General features: G+C 43.9%; 20 protein-coding genes. 11 read left to right on the top strand and 9 right to left on the bottom strand.

Going from position 1 to position 20,007, the window contains the following annotated elements; genetic code table 11:
* The first annotated feature begins 92 nt into the window (after positions 1-92).
* From FHS86_RS05110 to FHS86_RS05085, 6 genes are all read left to right on the top strand, one after another.
* A complete protein-coding gene (locus tag FHS86_RS05110; protein WP_429411810.1) occupies positions 93-3,374 on the top strand; it encodes a VPS10 domain-containing protein in 3,282 nt (1,093 codons plus the stop codon).
* 107 nt (positions 3,375-3,481) lie between these two features.
* Complete coding sequence (locus FHS86_RS05105) at positions 3,482-4,579, top strand: DUF2891 domain-containing protein (protein ID WP_429411808.1); 1,098 nt, start codon at positions 3,482-3,484, stop codon at positions 4,577-4,579.
* Between the two features lie 215 nt (positions 4,580-4,794).
* Positions 4,795-5,250, top strand: a complete 456-nt coding sequence (locus tag FHS86_RS05100; RefSeq protein ID WP_429411806.1) for a DUF4268 domain-containing protein — start codon at positions 4,795-4,797, stop codon at positions 5,248-5,250.
* A gap of 1 nt (position 5,251) precedes the next feature.
* Entirely contained in the window at positions 5,252-5,716 is a 465-nt protein-coding gene (locus FHS86_RS05095; protein ID WP_429411804.1) for a CYTH domain-containing protein, read from the top strand.
* Positions 5,717-5,761: 45 nt separating this feature from the next.
* Complete coding sequence (locus FHS86_RS05090; RefSeq protein WP_429411802.1) at positions 5,762-7,711, top strand: DUF3078 domain-containing protein; 1,950 nt, start codon at positions 5,762-5,764, stop codon at positions 7,709-7,711.
* 49 nt (positions 7,712-7,760) lie between these two features.
* Entirely contained in the window at positions 7,761-8,135 is a 375-nt protein-coding gene (locus tag FHS86_RS05085) for an SRPBCC domain-containing protein (protein ID WP_429411800.1), read from the top strand.
* Here the strand turns inward: FHS86_RS05085 and FHS86_RS05080 are convergent.
* The 5 genes from FHS86_RS05080 to FHS86_RS05060 all read right to left on the bottom strand — a co-directional run bounded on the left by FHS86_RS05080 (position 8,125) and on the right by FHS86_RS05060 (position 12,168).
* Complete coding sequence (locus tag FHS86_RS05080; protein ID WP_429411798.1) at positions 8,125-8,631, bottom strand: O-acetyl-ADP-ribose deacetylase; 507 nt, start codon at positions 8,629-8,631, stop codon at positions 8,125-8,127. The genes FHS86_RS05085 and FHS86_RS05080 overlap by 11 nt on opposite strands.
* A gap of 72 nt (positions 8,632-8,703) precedes the next feature.
* The gene (locus FHS86_RS05075) at positions 8,704-9,567 is read right to left on the bottom strand and encodes a 4-hydroxy-3-methylbut-2-enyl diphosphate reductase (protein WP_429411797.1); all 864 of its coding nucleotides are present in this window, start codon (positions 9,565-9,567) and stop codon (positions 8,704-8,706) included.
* A gap of 52 nt (positions 9,568-9,619) precedes the next feature.
* Positions 9,620-10,324: a (d)CMP kinase gene (gene cmk / locus FHS86_RS05070; RefSeq protein WP_429411795.1), complete on the bottom strand. Its 705-nt coding sequence runs from the start codon at positions 10,322-10,324 to the stop codon at positions 9,620-9,622.
* 92 nt (positions 10,325-10,416) lie between these two features.
* Entirely contained in the window at positions 10,417-11,448 is a 1,032-nt protein-coding gene (gene porQ, locus FHS86_RS05065; protein WP_429411793.1) for a type IX secretion system protein PorQ, read from the bottom strand.
* 330 nt (positions 11,449-11,778) lie between these two features.
* Positions 11,779-12,168, bottom strand: a complete 390-nt coding sequence (locus FHS86_RS05060) for a hypothetical protein (RefSeq protein ID WP_429411792.1) — start codon at positions 12,166-12,168, stop codon at positions 11,779-11,781.
* A gap of 125 nt (positions 12,169-12,293) precedes the next feature.
* Here FHS86_RS05060 and FHS86_RS05055 point away from each other — a divergent pair, with 125 nt between their 5' ends.
* From FHS86_RS05055 to FHS86_RS05035, 5 genes are all read left to right on the top strand, one after another.
* Positions 12,294-12,764 (top strand): MarR family winged helix-turn-helix transcriptional regulator, encoded by a 471-nt coding sequence (locus tag FHS86_RS05055; RefSeq protein WP_429411790.1) that lies wholly within the window; start codon positions 12,294-12,296, stop codon positions 12,762-12,764.
* A 387-nt stretch (positions 12,765-13,151) separates the two neighbouring features.
* Positions 13,152-14,465, top strand: a complete 1,314-nt coding sequence (gene kamA, locus FHS86_RS05050) for a lysine 2,3-aminomutase (protein ID WP_429411788.1) — start codon at positions 13,152-13,154, stop codon at positions 14,463-14,465.
* Positions 14,434-15,345 (top strand): putative beta-lysine N-acetyltransferase, encoded by a 912-nt coding sequence (ablB, locus tag FHS86_RS05045; protein ID WP_429411786.1) that lies wholly within the window; start codon positions 14,434-14,436, stop codon positions 15,343-15,345. Before kamA ends, ablB begins: the two co-directional genes overlap by 32 nt.
* A gap of 4 nt (positions 15,346-15,349) precedes the next feature.
* Positions 15,350-15,568, top strand: a complete 219-nt coding sequence (locus tag FHS86_RS05040) for a hypothetical protein (protein WP_429411785.1) — start codon at positions 15,350-15,352, stop codon at positions 15,566-15,568.
* Between the two features lie 11 nt (positions 15,569-15,579).
* Complete coding sequence (locus FHS86_RS05035) at positions 15,580-16,998, top strand: sodium:solute symporter family protein (protein WP_429411783.1); 1,419 nt, start codon at positions 15,580-15,582, stop codon at positions 16,996-16,998.
* Between the two features lie 6 nt (positions 16,999-17,004).
* Here FHS86_RS05035 and FHS86_RS05030 read toward each other — a convergent pair whose 3' ends face one another.
* The 4 genes from FHS86_RS05030 to FHS86_RS05015 all read right to left on the bottom strand — a co-directional run bounded on the left by FHS86_RS05030 (position 17,005) and on the right by FHS86_RS05015 (position 19,998).
* The gene (locus FHS86_RS05030) at positions 17,005-17,511 is read right to left on the bottom strand and encodes a YkgJ family cysteine cluster protein (RefSeq protein WP_429411781.1); all 507 of its coding nucleotides are present in this window, start codon (positions 17,509-17,511) and stop codon (positions 17,005-17,007) included.
* A gap of 25 nt (positions 17,512-17,536) precedes the next feature.
* Positions 17,537-18,457: a DMT family transporter gene (locus FHS86_RS05025; RefSeq protein WP_429411779.1), complete on the bottom strand. Its 921-nt coding sequence runs from the start codon at positions 18,455-18,457 to the stop codon at positions 17,537-17,539.
* Positions 18,458-18,587: 130 nt separating this feature from the next.
* The gene (locus FHS86_RS05020; protein WP_429411777.1) at positions 18,588-19,223 is read right to left on the bottom strand and encodes a hypothetical protein; all 636 of its coding nucleotides are present in this window, start codon (positions 19,221-19,223) and stop codon (positions 18,588-18,590) included.
* A gap of 280 nt (positions 19,224-19,503) precedes the next feature.
* A complete protein-coding gene (locus FHS86_RS05015; protein WP_429411775.1) occupies positions 19,504-19,998 on the bottom strand; it encodes a hypothetical protein in 495 nt (164 codons plus the stop codon).
* Between the last annotated feature and the right edge of the window lie 9 nt (positions 19,999-20,007).

Below are 20,007 nucleotides of genomic sequence, written 5' to 3'. Positions count from 1 at the left end.
CCTTTGCCGTGCGCCTGCTTTTTTATAAATTGTCGCATACAATTCACCACAAGGCCTGAGCCTTTAATATTCAATGGAATAAATCGATACTTATGATTCGGAGAAAGATTCACTTGCTGTTTGTTGCCATGTTAATGATCCTTTTCCTTCATCCGGCTAACGGATTTGGGAAAAAAGTTGAAAATGAAGCCGACACTTTATTAAATAGTTCGCTAATCGGTGGATTAAAATTCAGGAGCATAGGTCCGGCCTGGGCCTCAGGAAGAATTGCCGACTTTGCCGTTCATCCCGAAAATCCTGCAATCTATTATGTTGGCGTGGCGTCGGGTAATGTTTGGAAAACTGTTAATAATGGTACCACCTGGGAGCCAATTTTCGATCAATACGGAAGTTATTCAATTGGCGATGTGGAGCTTGATCCGCAAAATCCCAATGTTGTTTGGGTCGGAACCGGTGAGAACAACCACCAGCGGGCACTGGGCTACGGCGATGGTATTTACAAGTCGCTCGACGGTGGAAAGTCGTTCAAAAATATGGGTTTGAAAGACTCCCGTCAGATTGGCGGCATCGTCATCGATCCCCGTAACAGCAATGTGGTTTATGTGGCCTGCGAAGGATCGGCCTGGGGACCGGGAGGTGATCGCGGACTCTTCAAAACCACCGATGGCGGTGAAAGCTGGAACAAAGTGCTCGAAATTAGTGAGCATACCGGAGTGAACAACGTAGTAATCGATCCGTCGAATCCCGATGTGCTGTATGCCACCTCGGAACAAAGGCGCCGGACCCATTTTGGGAAAATCGGGGGAGGTCCCGAATCGGCTGTATATAAAAGTACTGATGGCGGTGTGAACTGGCGAAAAATAACCAAGGGGCTGCCCGATGTTCATATAGGCGGGATGGGGCTGGCCATTTCGCCCGTCAATCCCGATGTGTTGTATCTGATTGTTGAGGCACAATACGAAAAGGGAGGTTTTTTCAGAAGTACCAACCGTGGTGAAAGCTGGGAGCGCATGAGCGATCATGCCAGCAGTGGGCAGTACTACAACGAAATCTTCTGCGATCCGAAGGATGTTGACAAGGTGTACTCGGTCGAAACCTTTACCCATTTTACCACCGATGCCGGAAAAACATGGCAACGACTGGGCAGCAGCAACCGCCATGTCGACGATCATGCACTGTGGATCAATCCCGCCAATACTGCTCATTTGCTTATTGGTGGTGATGGTGGAATCTATGAAAGTTACGATGGAGGAAATAACTGGGACTTCAAGGAGAATTTGCCGATTACCCAGTTTTACAGGGTGGCCGTTGATAACGATGTTCCTTTTTACAACATTTATGGAGGAACCCAGGACAACAATTCGATGGGGGGACCTTCGCAAAACCTCACACAAAAGGGGGTAAGCAACGATGAATGGATAGAAACCCTGGGAGGCGACGGTTTTTGGCAGGCCATCGATCCTGTCGATCCCAACATTGTTTACAGCGAATATCAGTATGGTAATGTTGCCCGTTATGATAAGAAAAGTGGTGAACGAACCTACATCAAACCCCGCGAGCGACAAGGCGAGGAAGCTTATAAATGGAACTGGAATGCTCCGATGTTTCTTAGTCCGCATCAACACACCCGGCTTTACATGGCTGCCAACAAGGTATTCCGAAGCGACGACCGCGGGCAGTCGTGGCAGGTAATCAGTGATGATCTGACAGCACAAATTAGTCGCGACACACTGCCCATGATGGATAAATACTGGAGTGCCGAAGCCGTGGTGAAACACGTTTCTACCTCACAGTGGGGAACCATTGTAGCGCTCGATGAATCGCGTGTAAAAGAAGGCCTGTTGTATGCCGGCACCGACGATGGTGTGGTGTCAGTGAGCGAAAACAACGGCGAGGACTGGTATCAGGTAAAATCATTTCCAGGTGTGCCGCAGTACACTTATTGCAGCGATTTGCAAGCCGACAAGTTTGATGCATCGACAGTATATGCGGCTTTCGATAACCTGAAACGCGACGACTTTACACCTTATTTGCTGAGAAGTACCGATAAGGGACGTACCTGGACCTCGATTGCAGGTAATTTGCCCGAAAACCAAACCGTCCATTCCATTCAGCAGGATCATGTAAATCCTCAGTTGCTTTTTGTAGGGACTGAGTTCGGCATCTTTTTCACTGTTGACGGAGGAGAACGCTGGGTGCAGCTTAAGGCGGGCATCCCCACCATTGCCGTACGCGATATTGCCATCCAGGAGCGCGAGAACGATTTGGTACTTGCCACTTTTGGGCGCGGTTTTTATGTGCTCGACAATTATGAGCCACTGCGCAGTATCAGTGAGTCGTTATTACAAAAGGATGCCCATTTGTTTCCCGTTAAAAAGGCCCTGATGTACATGCCAAAGAGCAGTCGCGACAATCAGGGGGCCACTTATTTCTATGCTCCCAACCCGGAATATGGTGCAAGCTTTACCTGGTATTTAAAAGAAGTTCCTCAATCGAAACAGGAAAAGCGACGTGAAAAAGAGAAGGAACTGTTCGAAGAGGGAGCCTACATACCACAACCGTCGTGGCGAACACTACAATTGGAAGGCAGGGAAGAAGCAGCCCACCTGATCTTTACCATTTCGGACCTGAAAGGAAATATTATTAACAAGCTGGTTACAGCACCTAAAAAAGGAGTGAACCGCCTGACATGGAACCTGCGCTATCCTTCGCCTTATCCTGTGAGTGCCGATCGTTTCGACCCCTTGAAAACCGGACGTCAGAATGGCCGTCATGTTATGCCGGGTACCTATCAGGTAGCCATCGATCTGAAAGATGGCGACAGTTTGGTGAAGCTGGTTGATCCTGTTCAGTTTAAGGTTGAAAAGCTACAGCTGCTGACACTTCCTGCCAGTGACATGGCCAAGGTGGATGCCTTTAACGAAAAAATTGCCAATATGCTGGTGGCAGCCGAAGGGGCCGAACGCTTAAGTGCCGAGTTGACAAAAAAAGTGGAAACCTACAGACAAACGCTGTATGCCATGGCCAATGCGCCGCAGGGTTTGCTCGATAAAACCCGCGAGCTGGCTACCGAGCTTGAACAACTTGATTTTGTTTTACACGGTGTGCCTGCAAAGGCAAGCTGGGAAGAAATTCCACCAGCACAAATTCCGGTTTCGAAGCGTGTAAGCGAAATTGTTTATACCCGTTACAATTCGACGGGACCTCTCACACAAACCGAGCAGCGCTCTTATGAAATTGTAAAGGAAGAATTAACGCCTGTACTTGAAATACTGAAGCGCATATTGGAGAATGATGTGCCGCAAATTGAAACATGGCTCAATGAGCTGAATGCTCCCTGGACTCCCGGTCGGCTTCCTGATTGGAAAGACTAAGTGTGTTTTTGCGAATTGATAAAAAAGCCCTTTCTGATTTTAAAAGTCAGGCAGGGCTTTTTTTTGAAAGTTTTGTTAATTTTAAAAGCATTTATAAAACAGAAACAATGATTCGATTGCTTTACCTGCTGATCCTGTTTATTCTTTCGGTATTGGTTTTACCAGCCCAGAATTCACAAATGATTATTCCTCCTTTCACCATAGAGAGTGCCGCCAAGTTTTCATCGCTGGCTTTCTCGTGCATCGAAACGGAGTATCCCAATAAGCTGTCGCATGTATTGCAGTCGGATAATGATGTGGCTTCTCCTGCGGAACTGCATCCGGCGTTTTATGGCTGTTTCGACTGGCATTCTTCGGTACATGGTCATTGGTTGCTGGTGAAAATGTTGCAGCAATTTCCCAATATGCCTGAAAGCGATCAGATCATCGAGGCCATCGACCGTAATTTAAGTGCAGTGAACATTGCGGCCGAAATTGAATACTTCAAAACCGGGGGGCGCAGCAGTTTTGAGCGTCCGTATGGATGGGCCTGGTTGCTTCAACTAACTGCAGAGCTGGCCAATGGAAGCAGCAGCCATGAGAAACGCTGGCTGAACAATTTGCTGCCACTGGCCGAAGTAATCAGAGACCAATATTATAGTTATTTGCCGGGTTTATATTACCCGGTACGACGGGGTGTGCATGAAAACACGGCTTTCGGAATTGCCTTTGCCATCGACTTTGCCCGGGCTACCGGGGATGTTGAATTTGAAGCCTTTCTGATTGAGAGGGCCCGGTTTTATTACCTGAACGACCGGAATATCCCGGCTTCGTGGGAGCCCGAGGGCGATGATTTCTTTTCTCCTTCGCTCATTGAAGCCGACCTGATGCGACGTGTTTTAAACCGTGAGGACTTTGTACGCTGGTTCAGGAACTTCCTGCCTGAACTTCCTTATGCCATTACCTACCCGGCAGTTGTTGCCGACCGCAACGATCCCAAGGGGGTGCATCTCGACGGATTGAACCTGAGCCGTGCCTGGTGTCTGTTTGAGCTGGCAAAGGCCCTTCCCGACGATTCGAAAACGCACAGTGATTTGTGGCAGGCGGGTTACCGCCATGCAGCCGAAGCCCTTCCCAATGTTATTTCCGATAACTATGCAGGTACTCACTGGCTGGCTACTTTTGCCGTTTACATGTATATGTCGCTTGCCGATATTGAACAATAGTCTGACATTGTTACAGAAATTATTCAGGCCGTTAACCGGTAAAAGCTTTCTTTAAAATTTTTAGCAAGCCTGTTATATGATGATTCTGTGGGAGCTAAGTTGTAGTATCTGAAATTTACATTAAGACCGGGTACTTTTTTTTCCCTTTTTCTATTTTGACGGCATCTTTTTTGCTGTTCATCTACGCGTCTGGTATTTTTGTAAAAAAAAGAGAAGTGTACTCCAGAGAGGAAAAGAAGCAGTTAATCATTAATTTTTGGTCAGGATTCAGCTTATTTTGCAGCAGAATGCCTTTTTTGAAGGGTAAACGAAAAAAATGGCTCTTGCATCGAACAGGAGTGAACCATGTTCACATGAAGTTTGATGTTGGCCGCAGTGGTGTCAAAGTAGTGCTTGAGTTGTTGCATCGAAGTGAAGATGAACGGCTGGCCATGTTTGAAAAGTTAACACAGTTTAAAGCTTTACTGGAAGAAGGATTTGAAGGTGGACTGGTTTGGGACTATGCTTATACCCGGGAGTCGGGGCAGGAGGTAGCACGTATTTACACTGAACTCGAAGGAGTAGATGTTCATCGGCAGGGTGACTGGGAAGAAATGTATGAATTTATGGCGCGTAAGATGCACCAGCTTGAAACAAATCTGTTGGAAATACGCGATCTGATAAAAAACTGAAATGGCAAAAGAGATTGAAAGAAAGTTCTTAATCGATGTGAAAGACTGGAATTTTGAGGGAACTCCGGTTAAAATGAAACAAGCCTATTTGTCGGTTGATCCCGGAAAAGTGATTCGCGTGCGTATGGCCGGAAACCGGGCCATGCTTACCATTAAAGGAAATCTGCACGGCATAAGTCGCGATGAATTTGAATATGAGATTCCCTTCGATGATGTGGTGCAATTGATGGAACTTAGGGAAGGGGCCGTGGTTGAGAAAACCCGTTACCTGCTCGATTTGAATGGAAAAACCTGGGAAATTGATGTTTTTGAGGGTGAAAATGCCGGTTTGGTAGTCGCTGAAATTGAACTTGAAAGCGAAATGGAAGCTTTTGAAAAGCCAGGCTGGATTGGAGACGAAGTAAGTACTGATGTACGTTACTATAATTTCAGTCTGTCAAAAAATCCTTTCTCTAAGTGGCAATAAACAGCTTGTTGTTAAGTTTTCTGTTATAAAGTCTCGTTAATCAATATGAAGTCAATTATTATTGTTTTTTTACTTTTCATCGCTTTCTTTTTTAATGGTTTAAACACACATGCCGCAAAGCGGATTGTGGCTGATACCGTACAGGCTGACTTACAGCAGGTGAAGTCGATTCTTTATTCGAAGGAATGGAAGCCGGTCGATGCTGATTCGTATCGCAAAATGCTTGAACTGATCCAATACATTGAAAATGCACCTGTCGACACTGTGCTGGTTGAACTGAACAAAGCAAGCGACAGCCTTGATCATTTTTGGCTAAGGGAAATTGACGATATTCCTGATAAACAGAATATACCGGGTTACATCGATTCAATTCAGATAGCCAAAGGGATATCCGGTATCGGGAAACAGGTTGATCACGATTTGCCCTTGCACTCGATTGTCGTTCCTGAAGAACAATTCCTGGGCATTTATTCCAAACTTCCACTTATAAGTTCGGGCAATAAGGAACAACTTATTACCGAGTCGATTGTATCTTATCCCGATTCAATACAAGAAATCATCGATGAGGCAGCACACACGCGCAATCAGCGCAAGGTAAAACATGCCGATAGTTTGGTCGCTGCTTTTCTCGATCATGCCAGAATGCAGTATAACGATTCGCTGATTACTGCATTTCGTGATTCGGTAACACAGCAGTACCGCATTGAAAGGCAAAATGAATATGCCGATTCACTGAAGCAGATTTATTTCGATGCTGTGAACCGGAAAAACAAGCAGGTACTTACGCATTTCAACGATTCTGTAACGAAGGCCATGAATTTAGAATTCAAAAGAAAGCTGAATTCGCTGGTTACTTATGTGCATCGCATGCCCAACCAACTCACTGTTTACAATTTATACGATGAAGCGACCACGCTGCATTTGCAAAACGATGGGGTATGGTTTGAATGGATCTATTTAAAGAATGCACAAAACGACTCCATTGGTATCAGGGTTGAAAACCTCGACAAGCATACACTGCGCCTGCTGGTCGACGAAGCGGTGAATTTGTCACGTTTAACCCACCGCGAAACGCTCGAAGTAAACAAATTGAGTTCGTCGCAGGTGTTTGAATCTGGCTTGCGCAAGGTGCATACCCGCAAACCGGTTTTAAGTCCATGGTCTTTGGGAGGCCGTGCTTATTCAGGCTTTACCCAGACCTTCATCAATCAGTACTGGTCAAAAGGGGGAACCAGTTCAGCCAGTACACTTTCAACCTTTAATTATTTTGCGAATCTCTCGAAAAAGAAAGTGAAATGGGAAAATGGGGTCGATGCCAAACTGGGCTTTATTTATTACATGGAAGAGAACGACGATGCCCTCCGTTCGTGGCATAAAAACTCCGACAACATTGAATTTAACTCCCGTTTTGGTCTTTCGGCAATTAATAAGTGGTACTATTCAGCCGAAGCCAACTTTAAAACCCAGCTTTTTCTGGGCTATAAAAACAATCGGGAAGAAAACCCCAATTCCGGCTTTTTTGCACCGGCCTATTTAACCTTTTCAGGAGGGTTCGATTACAAGCCCAACAAGCAGTTTTCTGCTTTCTTGTCTCCCCTTTCGGTGAAAACAACCTTTGTAACTCACCCCCGGGTTGATGAAACAAAGTTTGGTATCAAGGAAGGTGAAACACGCAACAGCCGTATTGGTATGACCGGAAGAATTAATTTTTCGAAGGAGATCATGGAGAATATAAGCCTGTCGACAAAGAACAGCTTGTTCTTTAATTTTGGTTTTGTCGATGATGAATGGCAGTTTGTGAAGTTGCCCGACTTTGATACGGAGACTTCGATTAATTTCAAGGTAAATCAGTACATTACCACTCAAATCAACTTTCATTTTATTTATGATAAGTCGATTAAATCGGAGTGGACCGACGATGAAGGGGTGGCTCAAAGTGGAACCCGCTTACAGCTTAAAGAGTTCATAACACTCGGCGCGGCATATAAGTTTTAGTCTTGTAAGCGGAAAATAAAAACCGTAAATTGAAAGAAAAATTACCAGAATGCAATCGATAAAAAAGTATTACAAGCTTTTCGCTTCACCAGCCGATGTTTACAATGCCCTGACCAATCCCGTGATGATTGAAATCTGGACGGGCGAAAAAACCGTTTTTAAGGCCGAACCCGACACCGAGTTTTCGATGTGGGACGGTGCCATTTCGGGACGTAATGTGCGCTTTGAAAAAGATCGGCTGATTGAGCAAATTTGGTATTTCGATGAGTTGGAGTCGAAGGTACTTATCAGACTTCACCCCGAGAAAAACTATACCAACATAGAACTCAGGCACAGCAATATTCCCGATGAGGCTTTTGATAATATTTCGGTCGGTTGGGACGAAGATTATTTTGGTGCGCTCGAAGAGCTTTTTAATGAGTAAGCAGTCGGGAGTACAGCTGATAGTTCTCCTCGTCGAAGGTACACAGTATGACCTTGTCGATTTGCTTGTTACTGCGCAGAAAGTCCTGGATGGTTTCAAGCGCTATGATGGCTGCTTTTTCCTTGGGAAAACGGTAAACGCCCGTACTGATGCAGGGAAAGGCGATACTTTGAAGACCTTGTTTTACAGCTATTTTCAGACTTCTATTGTAGCACGACATCAGCAGTTGTGCTTCGTCGTGTAAACCATCGGTCCACACCGGACCAACAGCATGAATTACATATTTTGAGGGGAGCATCCAGGCTTTGGTAATTTTGGCATCGCCGGTAGCACAACCTTTTAGTTCCCGGCATTCGTCAAGCAATTTTGGTCCGGCTGCACGGTGAATGGCTCCGTCGACACCTCCGCCTCCCAACAGACTGGTGTTGGCTGCATTGACAATGGCATCAACTTCCAGTTTTGTAATATCACCAATGATCAATTCAATCCGCTTCATTGTTTTTTCTGTAAGTTATGAAGTTTCAGCGTTGAATGAAATATATCCGAAAGAAAAGAACTCATAGGATGATCAGTTGTTTTGAAAATGATCGTGTAGATAGTCTGCTACATTTTCCATGAGCCATTGCGGTGTAGAGGTGGCGCCACATATCCCAATGCTTTGTGCTTCAGCAAACCAGGTAGTGTCGATTTCCCCGGAACTGGAGATGAAATGAGTATGGAGATTTTCATTTTTACAAACTTGGTAAAGCAGCTTCCCGTTGGAGCTTTTTTTTCCGCTTACAAACAGTATTACATCGTACTGCTTTGCGAATACTTTTAAATGAGGCACACGGTTGGCTACCTGCCGGCAAATGGTGTCATGAATGATGACCTGATTCATGGCACGTTTTTCAATTTCATTTTTTATTTCATCAAAGCCATCGAGCGGCATGGTGGTCTGTGAATACAGTTCTACAGGTCGTGAATAATCTACTTGATTGAGGTCGTCAATGCTGCTTATAACAAGGGCTTTATTGCCTGTTTGTCCGTTCAGCCCTTCAACTTCGGGGTGACCTTTTTTTCCAAAGATGAGTAACTGACCGTTCTGTTCTGCCATCTGATGATAGCTCTTTTCAACCCTCTTTTGCAGTTTGAGTACCACCGGGCAGGTGGCATCAATAATGCGGTTGTTGTTCTGTTTGAGTGTTTGGTAGGTCGATGGTGGCTCGCCATGAGAGCGAAGTAGTACTGTCTGATTTTCGATCTTGTCGAGCGCTTCCTTGTCGATAGTGTTCATGCCCATGTCGGAAAGCCGGTCCACTTCTTCGTGATTGTGAACGATATCGCCCAGACAGTTCAGGTTTTCCCCTTTGCCAAGCTCTTCTTCAGCTTGCTGAATTGCACGACGCACGCCAAAGCAAAATCCCGAACCTTTATCAATTTCAATCTTCACGCCTCTTTATTTTTTGATGCTTCAGTTTTTATGAACTTTGCACGTTCATAGCTTAAGTGAATTTAAGCGTCATAACTTCTTCTGCCTTTTCAAGCACCCATTGCAGTTGTTCTTCGCGACTCATGTGGCTGTTGTCGAGCACCAGTGCATCGGCTGCCTTTCGAAGCGGACTCTCTCTGCGGTTGGAATCGATGTGATCGCGTTCTTCAATGTTCTTTAAAACTTCATCAAATGAAACATCTTGTCCTTTTTGAATCAGTTCGTCGTACCTGCGTCGGGCCCTCACTTCGGGCGAAGCGGTCATGAAAAGTTTCAGTTCGGCATTGGGAAAAACCACGGTGCCTATATCGCGTCCGTCCATTACAATGCCTTTTTGCTCTCCCATGAGCTGTTGTTGTTGTACCATGGATTGACGTACTTCCTTAATTGTGGCTACCGGACTTACATAGGCCGAAACCCCCAATTCCCTGATTTTATTTTCAACATTTTCACCATTCAGGCAGGTATCGCTTTTCTGCTCCTTTGCATTGAACTCGAAAGAGATATGAATGTCGGGCAGGGCTGCAACAAGCGCTTTCTCATCAACTTGACCCTTGGCTGCCAGTTGGTGTCGCATGGCATAAAGTGTTACTGCCCGGTACATGGCTCCGGTATCGATGTAGTTGTATTTCAGTTTGCGGGCCAGTGCTTTCGACAAGGTGCTTTTTCCGCACGATGAATGTCCATCGACTGCTATGATAATTTTTTGATGATGCATGTGCTAAAATTTGTGCAAAGATAATGCTTTCGTTCAATTGTACCGATTTCAGTCACGCTGTAAACTGTCAGCAGTTCAAGTGCTGAACCATCTTAGTCGGTAAATTCGTTGAGGTTGGTACTGACAGAAAAGATGTTGGAGGTACCACTCAGGTGGTAGCTGGCAATGGCATACGAAACCCTGAATTTAGATACTTTAACGGTAAATCCTCCCGATAAGCCGATGGCGCCGGGGGTATCTCCATATTTTAATTCTTCACGGCGTTGGTAATTATAGCCGATACCAATTAAAAAATTCTCGGATGGAATAAATTCAACACCAAAAATTACATGGCGCATGAACTGTTTGATCATGTCGTCGGAACGTCCGATAACGAATTCATTTTCCTGCTTGTGATCGAAATCCCAGGTTGCCTTGTCGCTCAATTCCCAATTGATTAAATTATGTAAGGTAACACTGAAGCGAAAGGGGGCGTGGGCAAGCCTTTGGGAAAAGCCGGCCTGAAGATCAAAGGGCAGGGGTTCCTTTTCGGGGCCATAGGTTGTAATTTGTGTTCCAAAATTTTTGGCTACAATTCCGGCATTGAAGTTCCCTGATGAATCGGAATAGGACAGGCCAAAATCAGCCCCCAGTCCGAATGAATTATAAGCATCGTAAGTCGAATAAATTGGTTTCAGGTTGAGGCCGGCTGTGATGTTGTTCCAGATATGACGGGCGTAGGTAATGTTAAGGGCATAATCGCCGGCTGTAAAGGTGCCGTTAAGTGTACCGTTTTCGTCGGCACGTTTAAAAACTCCATAGTTGATGTACTGAATTCCGGTGGCAAAGGTACCGGCTTTATCAAAGTGGCGCGCATAGGCTGCATAACCAATTTTTACATCGGCAATGTAATCGATGTAATTCATCGAAATGCTGTTGTGCATTTGAGGCATCAGGCTTGCCGGGTTGTAATAAGTAAAACTCAGCTCATCTTCATCGATCATTCCTACCTGGTTTCCTCCAAGGGCATTGATGCGTGCCGAAGAAGTGAGGTTCAGAAAATCGTAGGTTGAAGCACCTCCAAACTGGGCCATTCCTTGCTGAAAACCAAAAATCAATACAAGCAATATTAGAAAATACTTCATTTTTGCGGCTTATAAATACATCGGTCGTCGATGTTTACATTCGATCAAAACTTAGTTTAAACCAACACCAAACCAACTAAACGATGCAGGGGTGCTTCTGTATTCAGGGTGCTATTGTTGTTGAATTACCTGTCTGCAGGTCATAGTACCAATAACGCCAAAGATAAATTTTTATTATGAGGAGTAAAATGAAAAATTAAAAACACTGGCATAAAACAGAATGAGATGGTCGCTTTGTTTTTCCCGGCCATCTCATTCATTCAGTAAAAAGCTTTAAAAAGAATTGATTATACATAAGTTAATGATCAATTCTGAATTGGAAGCATATGATCACTTAATGTCTTTATTTCGCGCACTAAGCAGGTATTCACTAATGAAAACCTTTTGTAGCCTGCCATAATATTGTAAAAATTTTTTCTTCTGATACACTATTCTGTATTTCGCTTTGAATTCATAACTGTAATTCACAAATACAAGAAAAACAGAATTTGGATTGGAAATCAGCTTAATGGGAATCGATCGTTCGGTGTGGCCCGGTACCTTTGCAGTTAACGGGGCCAGTCCCTCGTGCTTGCTTACTTCTGATACCAGCTGAGTCGAATTTTCCTGTTCGTTTTGCTTGTCGCTTCCCATCTGGCTATTGAGTAGTACCATCAAGCCCAGCAGGGTGAAAAAACCCAGCACCTTCAGATAGTTGGTATGTTTGCGACTGATTCTCATTGCAGGCAAATCTATAAAAAAAGTTGGAACCGACAAGCATTCAGCTCGCTTCAATGAATGGTCATTCAAAGTATTTTTGCTTTTTATGTGAAGTAAGTTAATTTTGCACAAATATTTTCACACGCATGGATTCAACAGATATCCTTATTAATATTCGAAAAATCGTTCGTTCAATCAATCTTGAATCGAAACGTATTCAAAAGGACTATGGAGTTAGTATTCCTCAGGTTTTGTGTCTGAATTATCTCAGCAACTGCCCCAATCAGCAGTCAACACAAAGCGAAATCAAATCATTTCTGAATCTAAACTCGAGTACGGCCAGTGGCATTGTGCAGCGGCTTGAAAAGAAGGGACTTATTGCAAAATTGCCAAAATCGGGCGATAAGCGTGTTACCAAATTAATTCTGACTGCCTATGGCGATCAGTTGCTTAAGCGTATTCCGCCACTGATGCACGACCGCATGAATACCAAACTTCAAAAGATGAATCCTTCGGAAGTGAGCGAAATTGTAGAATTGCTCGAAAAACTTGTGCTGCTGCTTCAAATCTCTGAACTGGATGCTTCGGAAGCGATGACCGACGAACTGGTAATTTGAATTCAAAAAGATCAAATGCTTTCTTTGGATCGAAACAGGTTCTATAGAATCGTTTCCTTAAAAGTCAATTTATTTTGAACCATAAATGGTGTTCAAGTTGTTGTAGTTTAGGTTTGTTTCAGTGTTTTTGAAGTTGAATAAGATCTTTATTGACCTTAAGAATTCCTGCTGCTTATCCTGCCATCCATTCATCTGTGCAGGAATCCTGCTTATTCATAGCCTTTTTTTAACATCATTGATGCAAGGGTTGATATGTCTGATATACAGTGCATATTTTCTTTGTTGTTAGAATGAAATTTATCGCGGTATGCGGCTGTATCAAAGTTTTATTTTATGAGTTAAATATCTTTTTGTATTTTTGTTCGCATAGAAACTAATTTTATCAATATGCAAATTTTCACTGAAAATCAGCAGAGCATTGCTCGGCGAATTGAGGAAGAGACAACATTAAAAAACTGGAAGGACTGGAAATGGCAATTAAAGCATTCTATTCAAACAATAGAACAATTTGAGAAAGTAACGGGAATCAAGTTTAGCGATGATGAAAGAAATAATTTAAACACAACGCTTGAAAAATTCCCATTATCAATCACTCCCTATTATTTGTCCTTAATTGATGTTGACAACTATCAGCACGACCCTGTATTTAAGCAATCGTTTGCCGATGTCCGTGAAATGACCATTGATAAGTCGGAATATTCCGATCCGCTGGCCGAAGACAAGGACAGTCCGGTTGAGGGGATTACACATCGTTATCCCGACCGGGTATTGTTTCATGTGAGCAATGTATGCTCGATGTATTGCAGGCATTGCACGCGCAAACGCAAAGTGGGAGATATTGACTTCATTCCTTCAAAGGCCCAAATGATAAAGGGTATCGAATACATTAAATCGCAGCCGCAGGTTCGCGACGTATTGCTTTCGGGAGGAGACCCTTTTATGCTATCGGACAGCATGATCGACTGGTTGTTGTCGGAGCTGACAAAAATTGAACATGTCGAGGTGATCAGAATTGGTACCCGTATGCCGGTGGTATTGCCCTACCGTATTACCGATGGTTTGCTCGATGTGCTTAAAAAATACCATCCTATTTGGATCAATACCCATTTCAATCACCCGCGTGAACTCAGCGCCTCGGCGCGTGAATCGCTTGCCAAATTGGCCAATGCCGGCATTCCTCTTGGTAATCAGTCAGTATTGCTGGCCGATATCAACGATTGTCCGAGGATTATGAAAAAGCTCGTTCAAACCTTGGTGAAAAACCGCGTCAGACCTTATTACCTGTATCAGTGTGACCTGTCGGAGGGACTGTCTCATTTCAGAACACCGGTAGGCAAGGGAATCGAAATAATGGAAAGCCTTATTGGTCATACCAGTGGTTTTGCCGTACCAACCTATGTTATTGATGCCCCTGGCGGCGGTGGTAAAATTCCTATCATGCCCAACTACATTATTTCGTGGAGTACCAACAAAGTGGTATTGAGAAATTATGAAGGAGTGATAACCACTTACAAGGAACCTGATTCCTACGAACCTCGTTATTGTGACAGGAATTGTGAAGCATGCGATCTGGAACTAAATCTCGATGCTTCGGAAGAATATGCATCAACTGGAATCGAGAAATTGTTAAGCGATTCCGATGATTCAATTTCATTAATACCTAACGGAAATGAAAGAATGGAAAGGAGAACAGATGGATAAAACAGAAGTATACCCAACTGAAGTGAAAGAATTGAAAAAAGAACAGATGGATAAAGTAGAAATATTTAAAGAAGCAACCATACATCACGGCAAGTTTAACGATCGGCTTTACATCATGAAGTTTCCCGAGCAGGGAGGCATCGATCTGGTCGATGAAATAACCCGGAAAGCAATGAGCTGTGGTTATACCAAGGTAATCGGAAAGGCCCCTAAAAAACTACTTCCTGTATTTTTAAGCAGTGGTTATAAGGTAGAATGTACCGTTCCGCGATTTTTTAAAGGAGAAGAAGATTGTTGCTTCGTTTCCCGCTTTTTGAGTGTCGACCGGGCGATTTTTGATCCCGAACCACTCGAGAAATTCAACGAAGTGCTCGATAATTATGAGCCATCGGAGAAAAAGCAGCTCAGTGTTAAAGAAGCGAAGTACGATATCAGGGAGCTGAATCATGGAGATGCTGAAGAAATGACAGCCATCTTTAAGGAAGTCTTTTCAACTTACCCTTTTCCGGTACACAATGCCGGCTATATTAAGCAAACCATGGATGAACATATCTGCTACTATGGCGTGTTCATCGATGGAAAACTGAAAAGTATCTCTTCGGCTGAAATGGACAGGGAAAATCAAAATGCTGAAATGACCGACTTTGCGGTGTTGCCATCGGCACGGGGTTTAGGACTTTCGAAACTGCTGCTGCATTTTATGGAAGATGATATGCGGAAAAAGAATTTCAAAACGCTCTTTACCCTGGCCAGACTGCATTCAATCCCAATGAATAAAACTTTCCTGGGTGCCGGATACAGCTATGCCGGAACCCTTATCAACAATACAAACATTGCAGGTGGTATCGAAAGTATGAATATTCTGTATAAATACATTTAATAATATGAATGACCGAAGTATGGGACGAAGATGTAAGTTCGCCAGTCAATGTCATATTTACCAGGGGCTTGTTCAATTGAAACAACCCCTGTTTCTTGTAAAAAATATTTATTGCAACAACGGCCCGCGCTGGTGGCAAAAATGTGCTGTTTATGATAAATTTTCACGAGGTGAAGAGATTTCCGAATCAATGATTCCTGCTGAAGACCTGCGACAGGATTAAAGTTTTCTTTTATGCATTTGATAGACTATTTGATTTTTGGAGTTTACCTCGTGTTAATGTTGTGGTTTGGCTTTTACTTCATGCGCCGAAATAAAACGGTTGATGATTATTTTGTAGGAAGTCGTAACATGAATCATTGGCACATCGGTTTGTCGGTGGTGGCCACCGATGTGGGAGGAGGTTTTTCCATCGGTCTGGGAGGTCTTGGTTTCATCATGGGCTTGTCGGGGTCGTGGCTGCTTTTTACCGGACTGGTTGGTGCCTGGCTTAGCGGAGTGATTATGGTTCCCGTTATTGCCCGCTACACCAAAAAACACAAATTGCACAGCTTTCCCCAATTTCTCGAATTGAGGTACAATAAACGGGTAAGTTTTATTGCCGGCGTGGTTTCGGCAGTTGGTTACCTGGGCTTTACCAGTTCCCAGCTGCTGGCCGGGGCCAAGCTGGCATCGACAACCATCAATGGTCTTAACCTGAACATTGCGTTGATTGTGATGGGGGTTGTAGCTGTTGTTTACACTTTTGCAGGTGGTATTAAAGCCGTAATTTATACCGATACCATTCAATGGATTGTATTGCTGGCCGGACTTATTTTTGTTGGTATTCCATTTAGTATGCATGAGCTGGGTGGCTTTTCGGCCATACAGGCTAAGCTGCCTGATGAATTCATGAGCCTGAGCAATGTTAGCTGGCAACAGTTGGTGAATTGGGGAATTACCATTATTCCCATTTGGTTTATCGGGATGACACTCTACCAGCGAATATATGCTTCGCGCGATGAAAAAACGGCCAAAAAGGCCTGGTTTATTGCCGGTCTGTTCGAATATCCGGTGATGGCTTTTACCGGAGTAATTCTGGGGCTGTATGCCCGGGTTGCTTTTGGCGAAGGTTACTTCCCGGCTTATGAAAGTCTTGAGGCCTTCGACCCCGAAATCGGGGTGCCGCTTTTATTGAAAACCATTCTTCCGGCAGGCTTTACCGGTGTTATTCTGGCAGTGTATTTTTCTGCCATCATGTCAACTTCCGACAGTTGCCTGATGGCTTCGAGCGGAAATTTCCAGACCGATATTCTTCGTATCAATCCCAAGCATCCGAAGGCCATAAAATTCTCACAATTGCTCACTTTTGTGATTGGCGCCATTGCAGTATTGATTGCATTGAAAATACCCAATGTGCTCGAATTGATGCTTTTGTCGTATGCCTTTATGGTTTCAGGACTTTTCGTACCGGTGCTGGCAGCCCTCTTTTTTAAGAAGCTGAACAGTACGGCAGCCATTTTGTCGATGATCGCAGGGGGTGGTACTACCCTGATGCTGATTTTCTGGAAAGTAAGTCTTCCCTTGGGTTTAAACGAAAATGTGTTCGGCGTAACTGCCTCGCTACTTGTTTTTATTTTGGTTTCGGCTTTGGGCCCGAAAACAAGAAACTGAGATCGCTTATTTATTAATGGTTGATTTGAGTTCCTCGACCAGTTCGTACACAACCGGGCATACTTCACAGTTTTTTCGTGTCAGATTAAGAATCTGTACCATCTTTCGCCGGTCGGTATGTGGATATTCACGACAGGCTTTGGGCCTGTTTTCGTATACCATGCAATAATTATCAGACATCAGAAACGGGCAGGGACTTTGTTTAAATACATAGTCACCTTCATCATCCATGTAAAGGTATTGTTCGATCAAATCGCCGGGTTTTTGTTTAAAGTGCCTGGCCAGCCGGTCAATGTCTTTTTCCGTAACAATCGGACTAATTGAGCTGCAGCAATTGGCACAGTCGAGACAGTTGAACTGATCGAAGGCTTCTTCATGCAAACGGTGAAAATGATGATCGAGTTCACCTGCTTTCATCTTTTTCAGTTTTTTGAAAAAGGCTTTATGGGCTTTGTCCTGTTTCTTGACCAGGGCCTTTAGTTCTGCTGGTGTTTTATAGGTGATCGGGTGCATGCTTTGTTCCTGTTAAAATGAATGATCAGGTTCGGGGAATGGGGTCGGGACCTCCCGCTTTCTTTTTAAATCGTACCTGAGCCATGAACAATCCGCTTATCACAACCATGATACCGGCAATCTTTTGTACATTCAGTGTGTCGCCCAGTATGATCCAGGCGAAAATGGCCGTGAAAACCGGAATGGTATTGGTAAACATATTGGCTTTTGTAATTCCAAGGTGCCTGACACTGTAGGTGAAGAAAATAAAAGCCAGTGTAGATGCAAAAATGGCCAGATAAACAATGGCAAGCATGGCATCGGGATTGAATGGAGTGGATACAAAACGATTCTTCTCAAATATCAGCCAGAAGGGGAAAAAATAAATCGAACCAATAATGTTCTGCATCAATATAATGGAAAGGTTGTTCATCCTGTTTGACACTTTTTGCAAAACAACGGTATATCCCACAGCTGCTATTACTGCCGTAAACTGCAGGGCAACACCAATTGGCGATGCGCTGAGTCCCACTCCAACTTCATAAATTACCAGGGTTACGCCAAAAAATGAGATCATGATTCCCATGATGTTGCGCAAGGTGATGCGTTCGCCATAAAAAGCAAGCGCCGCAAGAGGTGCTACCAGCGGAATGGTAGCAATAATTACTGCAGCAACGGTCGATGAGAGGTATTGTAAGCCAAAACTTTCACCCATGAAATAGAGAAAGGGTTCGAAAAAGGCCATGAGCAAGAGGTATTTCAGGTCTTTTTTATCGGGAAGAATCAATTTGCGGGTGAGTTTGGTAAAAACAAACAAAATGGAGGTGGAAATGAGTAGCCTGAAAAAAACAATGGTGAGCGGTCCGTACGATATATTGGCCACTTTGAACCATACAAACGACAGGGCAAAACATACCATGGCCAACAAAATGGCGCCGTACAACTTTACAGGATGCTGATTTTCCATGAGGTTACTGATAAAGCTGCAAATGTAACAGAAATGGGCGATTATTTTTTAATGTAATCCATTTAACAAAAAAATCCCGCTGACACTTTCATGTCAACGGGAGAGGTATGAATGAGGAATTGAAGGGAAACTAAAATAAACCAACCTTGAAGTTAAGACCCGCCGACCAGGTACGCAGCGCATTGCTGTTTACATTTTCGATGTTGATGTCGGAGGTAAAACGGTAGGTGGTGAAAGCGGCAACCCGCAACCAGCGGGTGAAGTTCACCTCGAGCTCAATACCGGGTTCAATTACAAAAAAGTAATCTTCAATATCATAATAGGTATGATGATAGGTGGTGTACGAGCTTAGTCCACCTGCCCCAAATAAGACAGGAAAACTAAGATGTACCGGTTTTAAAGGGCCAAGCATGGGCTCCAGATAGATACCACCATAGCCCCCTGCCAAACCTGTTTCGTCGCTTGCCAGATATCCGCTTAAATCGGCACTCAATTGATCGACATTGTTCACAAAGCCGGTGCCGCCAATTCCAACGGCAAACCAATGATCCATGATCCAGCTGCCTCGTGATGAAAAAACAAGGCCGTGCTTGCCGTCGATGGGAGAGTATCCGCTTGAGATCGATCCGTAAAAACCATCCCGCTTGTTACTTTGAAATACGGTTTTGATTTGCTGATCGTTGATGTTATCGATTTTGATGGTTTTTTGTGCATGCCCCGGTATCATTGACATCAGGGCGATTGAAATGATAAGTAATGTTTTCATCTGTTTATATTTCTTAAGTTGCTAATTACCTGTTGGATCAAGATTGTTTTCATTGAATTTTCTGGCTACCCGTATGGAACTCGCCATCCGTCAGCTGACGGAACATTTGCCTGTGAGTGAAATGTATTTCACATGGCTCGTTTCATTTTTCGTTTTGATTTACTCGCTTAGCTAGCAATGGAAAGCGCCTCGTTCTAACCTTTGAATGTGCGGCCATCCATACTGATAAGCAAAATTATAAGTTGTGTTTTCTGGCTATTTATTGATTAAGGTGTCGTTTCTAAAAAGTGTAAACCACTCCCAGGGCGGCATCAAAGGGATTCATTTTAAAAAGCTTCGGGCCCCAGAGATCGAACGAAGGTTTAACATCGCAGATAATAGAAATGGGTATTTTATCAAAATCATACGATATACCAACCAGGCCATCGAGACCGGCAACTGGTGCCGAACGTTTATCCCAGTAGTAACCTCTGTCGTCAACAATGCGCTGATCCCATTTTACATAGCCTGCATGGGCTCCGAATCCGTAATAAAATGAAAGAAATTCTGGCAATCCCTCGAAGTCGTAGCGCATGTAATACTTCATGGCTGTGAATTGTTTGCCGTTTTCTCTCCAGCTGAGCATAAAGCGATAATTCGATAGATCGTCGTTTTGCTGGTCAAAAAACAAACTGTTGTAAGGGCCCAGTCTTACTCCGATCGCCCGGTTAAACTGTTGTGCTTTTATGCTCGAAAAGGAAGTAAGAAAAAGTATGATGAATAAAAGTTGCTTCATTTTTCAATC

The organism is Roseimarinus sediminis (assembly GCF_050433125.1).
Taxonomy (GTDB): domain Bacteria; phylum Bacteroidota; class Bacteroidia; order Bacteroidales; family Prolixibacteraceae; genus Roseimarinus; species Roseimarinus sediminis.
The sequence above is the reverse complement of the archived record's forward strand: the minus strand, read 5'-3'. Positions and strand labels throughout refer to the sequence as shown.

Coding starts and splice junctions, on each gene's coding strand:
- FHS86_RS05110 (WP_429411810.1), top strand. CDS start 93: ATGATTCGGAGAAAGATTCACTTGCTGTTTGTTGCCATGTTAATGATC.
- FHS86_RS05105 (WP_429411808.1), top strand. CDS start 3,482: ATGATTCGATTGCTTTACCTGCTGATCCTGTTTATTCTTTCGGTATTG.
- FHS86_RS05095 (WP_429411804.1), top strand. CDS start 5,252: ATGGCAAAAGAGATTGAAAGAAAGTTCTTAATCGATGTGAAAGACTGG.
- FHS86_RS05090 (WP_429411802.1), top strand. CDS start 5,762: ATGAAGTCAATTATTATTGTTTTTTTACTTTTCATCGCTTTCTTTTTT.
- FHS86_RS05085 (WP_429411800.1), top strand. CDS start 7,761: ATGCAATCGATAAAAAAGTATTACAAGCTTTTCGCTTCACCAGCCGAT.
- FHS86_RS05080 (WP_429411798.1), bottom strand. CDS start 8,631: ATGAAGCGGATTGAATTGATCATTGGTGATATTACAAAACTGGAAGTT.
- cmk (WP_429411795.1), bottom strand. CDS start 10,324: ATGCATCATCAAAAAATTATCATAGCAGTCGATGGACATTCATCGTGC.
- porQ (WP_429411793.1), bottom strand. CDS start 11,448: ATGAAGTATTTTCTAATATTGCTTGTATTGATTTTTGGTTTTCAGCAA.
- FHS86_RS05060 (WP_429411792.1), bottom strand. CDS start 12,168: ATGAGAATCAGTCGCAAACATACCAACTATCTGAAGGTGCTGGGTTTT.
- FHS86_RS05055 (WP_429411790.1), top strand. CDS start 12,294: ATGGATTCAACAGATATCCTTATTAATATTCGAAAAATCGTTCGTTCA.
- kamA (WP_429411788.1), top strand. CDS start 13,152: ATGCAAATTTTCACTGAAAATCAGCAGAGCATTGCTCGGCGAATTGAG.
- ablB (WP_429411786.1), top strand. CDS start 14,434: ATGAAAGAATGGAAAGGAGAACAGATGGATAAAACAGAAGTATACCCA.
- FHS86_RS05040 (WP_429411785.1), top strand. CDS start 15,350: ATGAATGACCGAAGTATGGGACGAAGATGTAAGTTCGCCAGTCAATGT.
- FHS86_RS05035 (WP_429411783.1), top strand. CDS start 15,580: ATGCATTTGATAGACTATTTGATTTTTGGAGTTTACCTCGTGTTAATG.
- FHS86_RS05030 (WP_429411781.1), bottom strand. CDS start 17,511: ATGCACCCGATCACCTATAAAACACCAGCAGAACTAAAGGCCCTGGTC.
- FHS86_RS05025 (WP_429411779.1), bottom strand. CDS start 18,457: ATGGAAAATCAGCATCCTGTAAAGTTGTACGGCGCCATTTTGTTGGCC.
- FHS86_RS05020 (WP_429411777.1), bottom strand. CDS start 19,223: ATGAAAACATTACTTATCATTTCAATCGCCCTGATGTCAATGATACCG.
- FHS86_RS05015 (WP_429411775.1), bottom strand. CDS start 19,998: ATGAAGCAACTTTTATTCATCATACTTTTTCTTACTTCCTTTTCGAGC.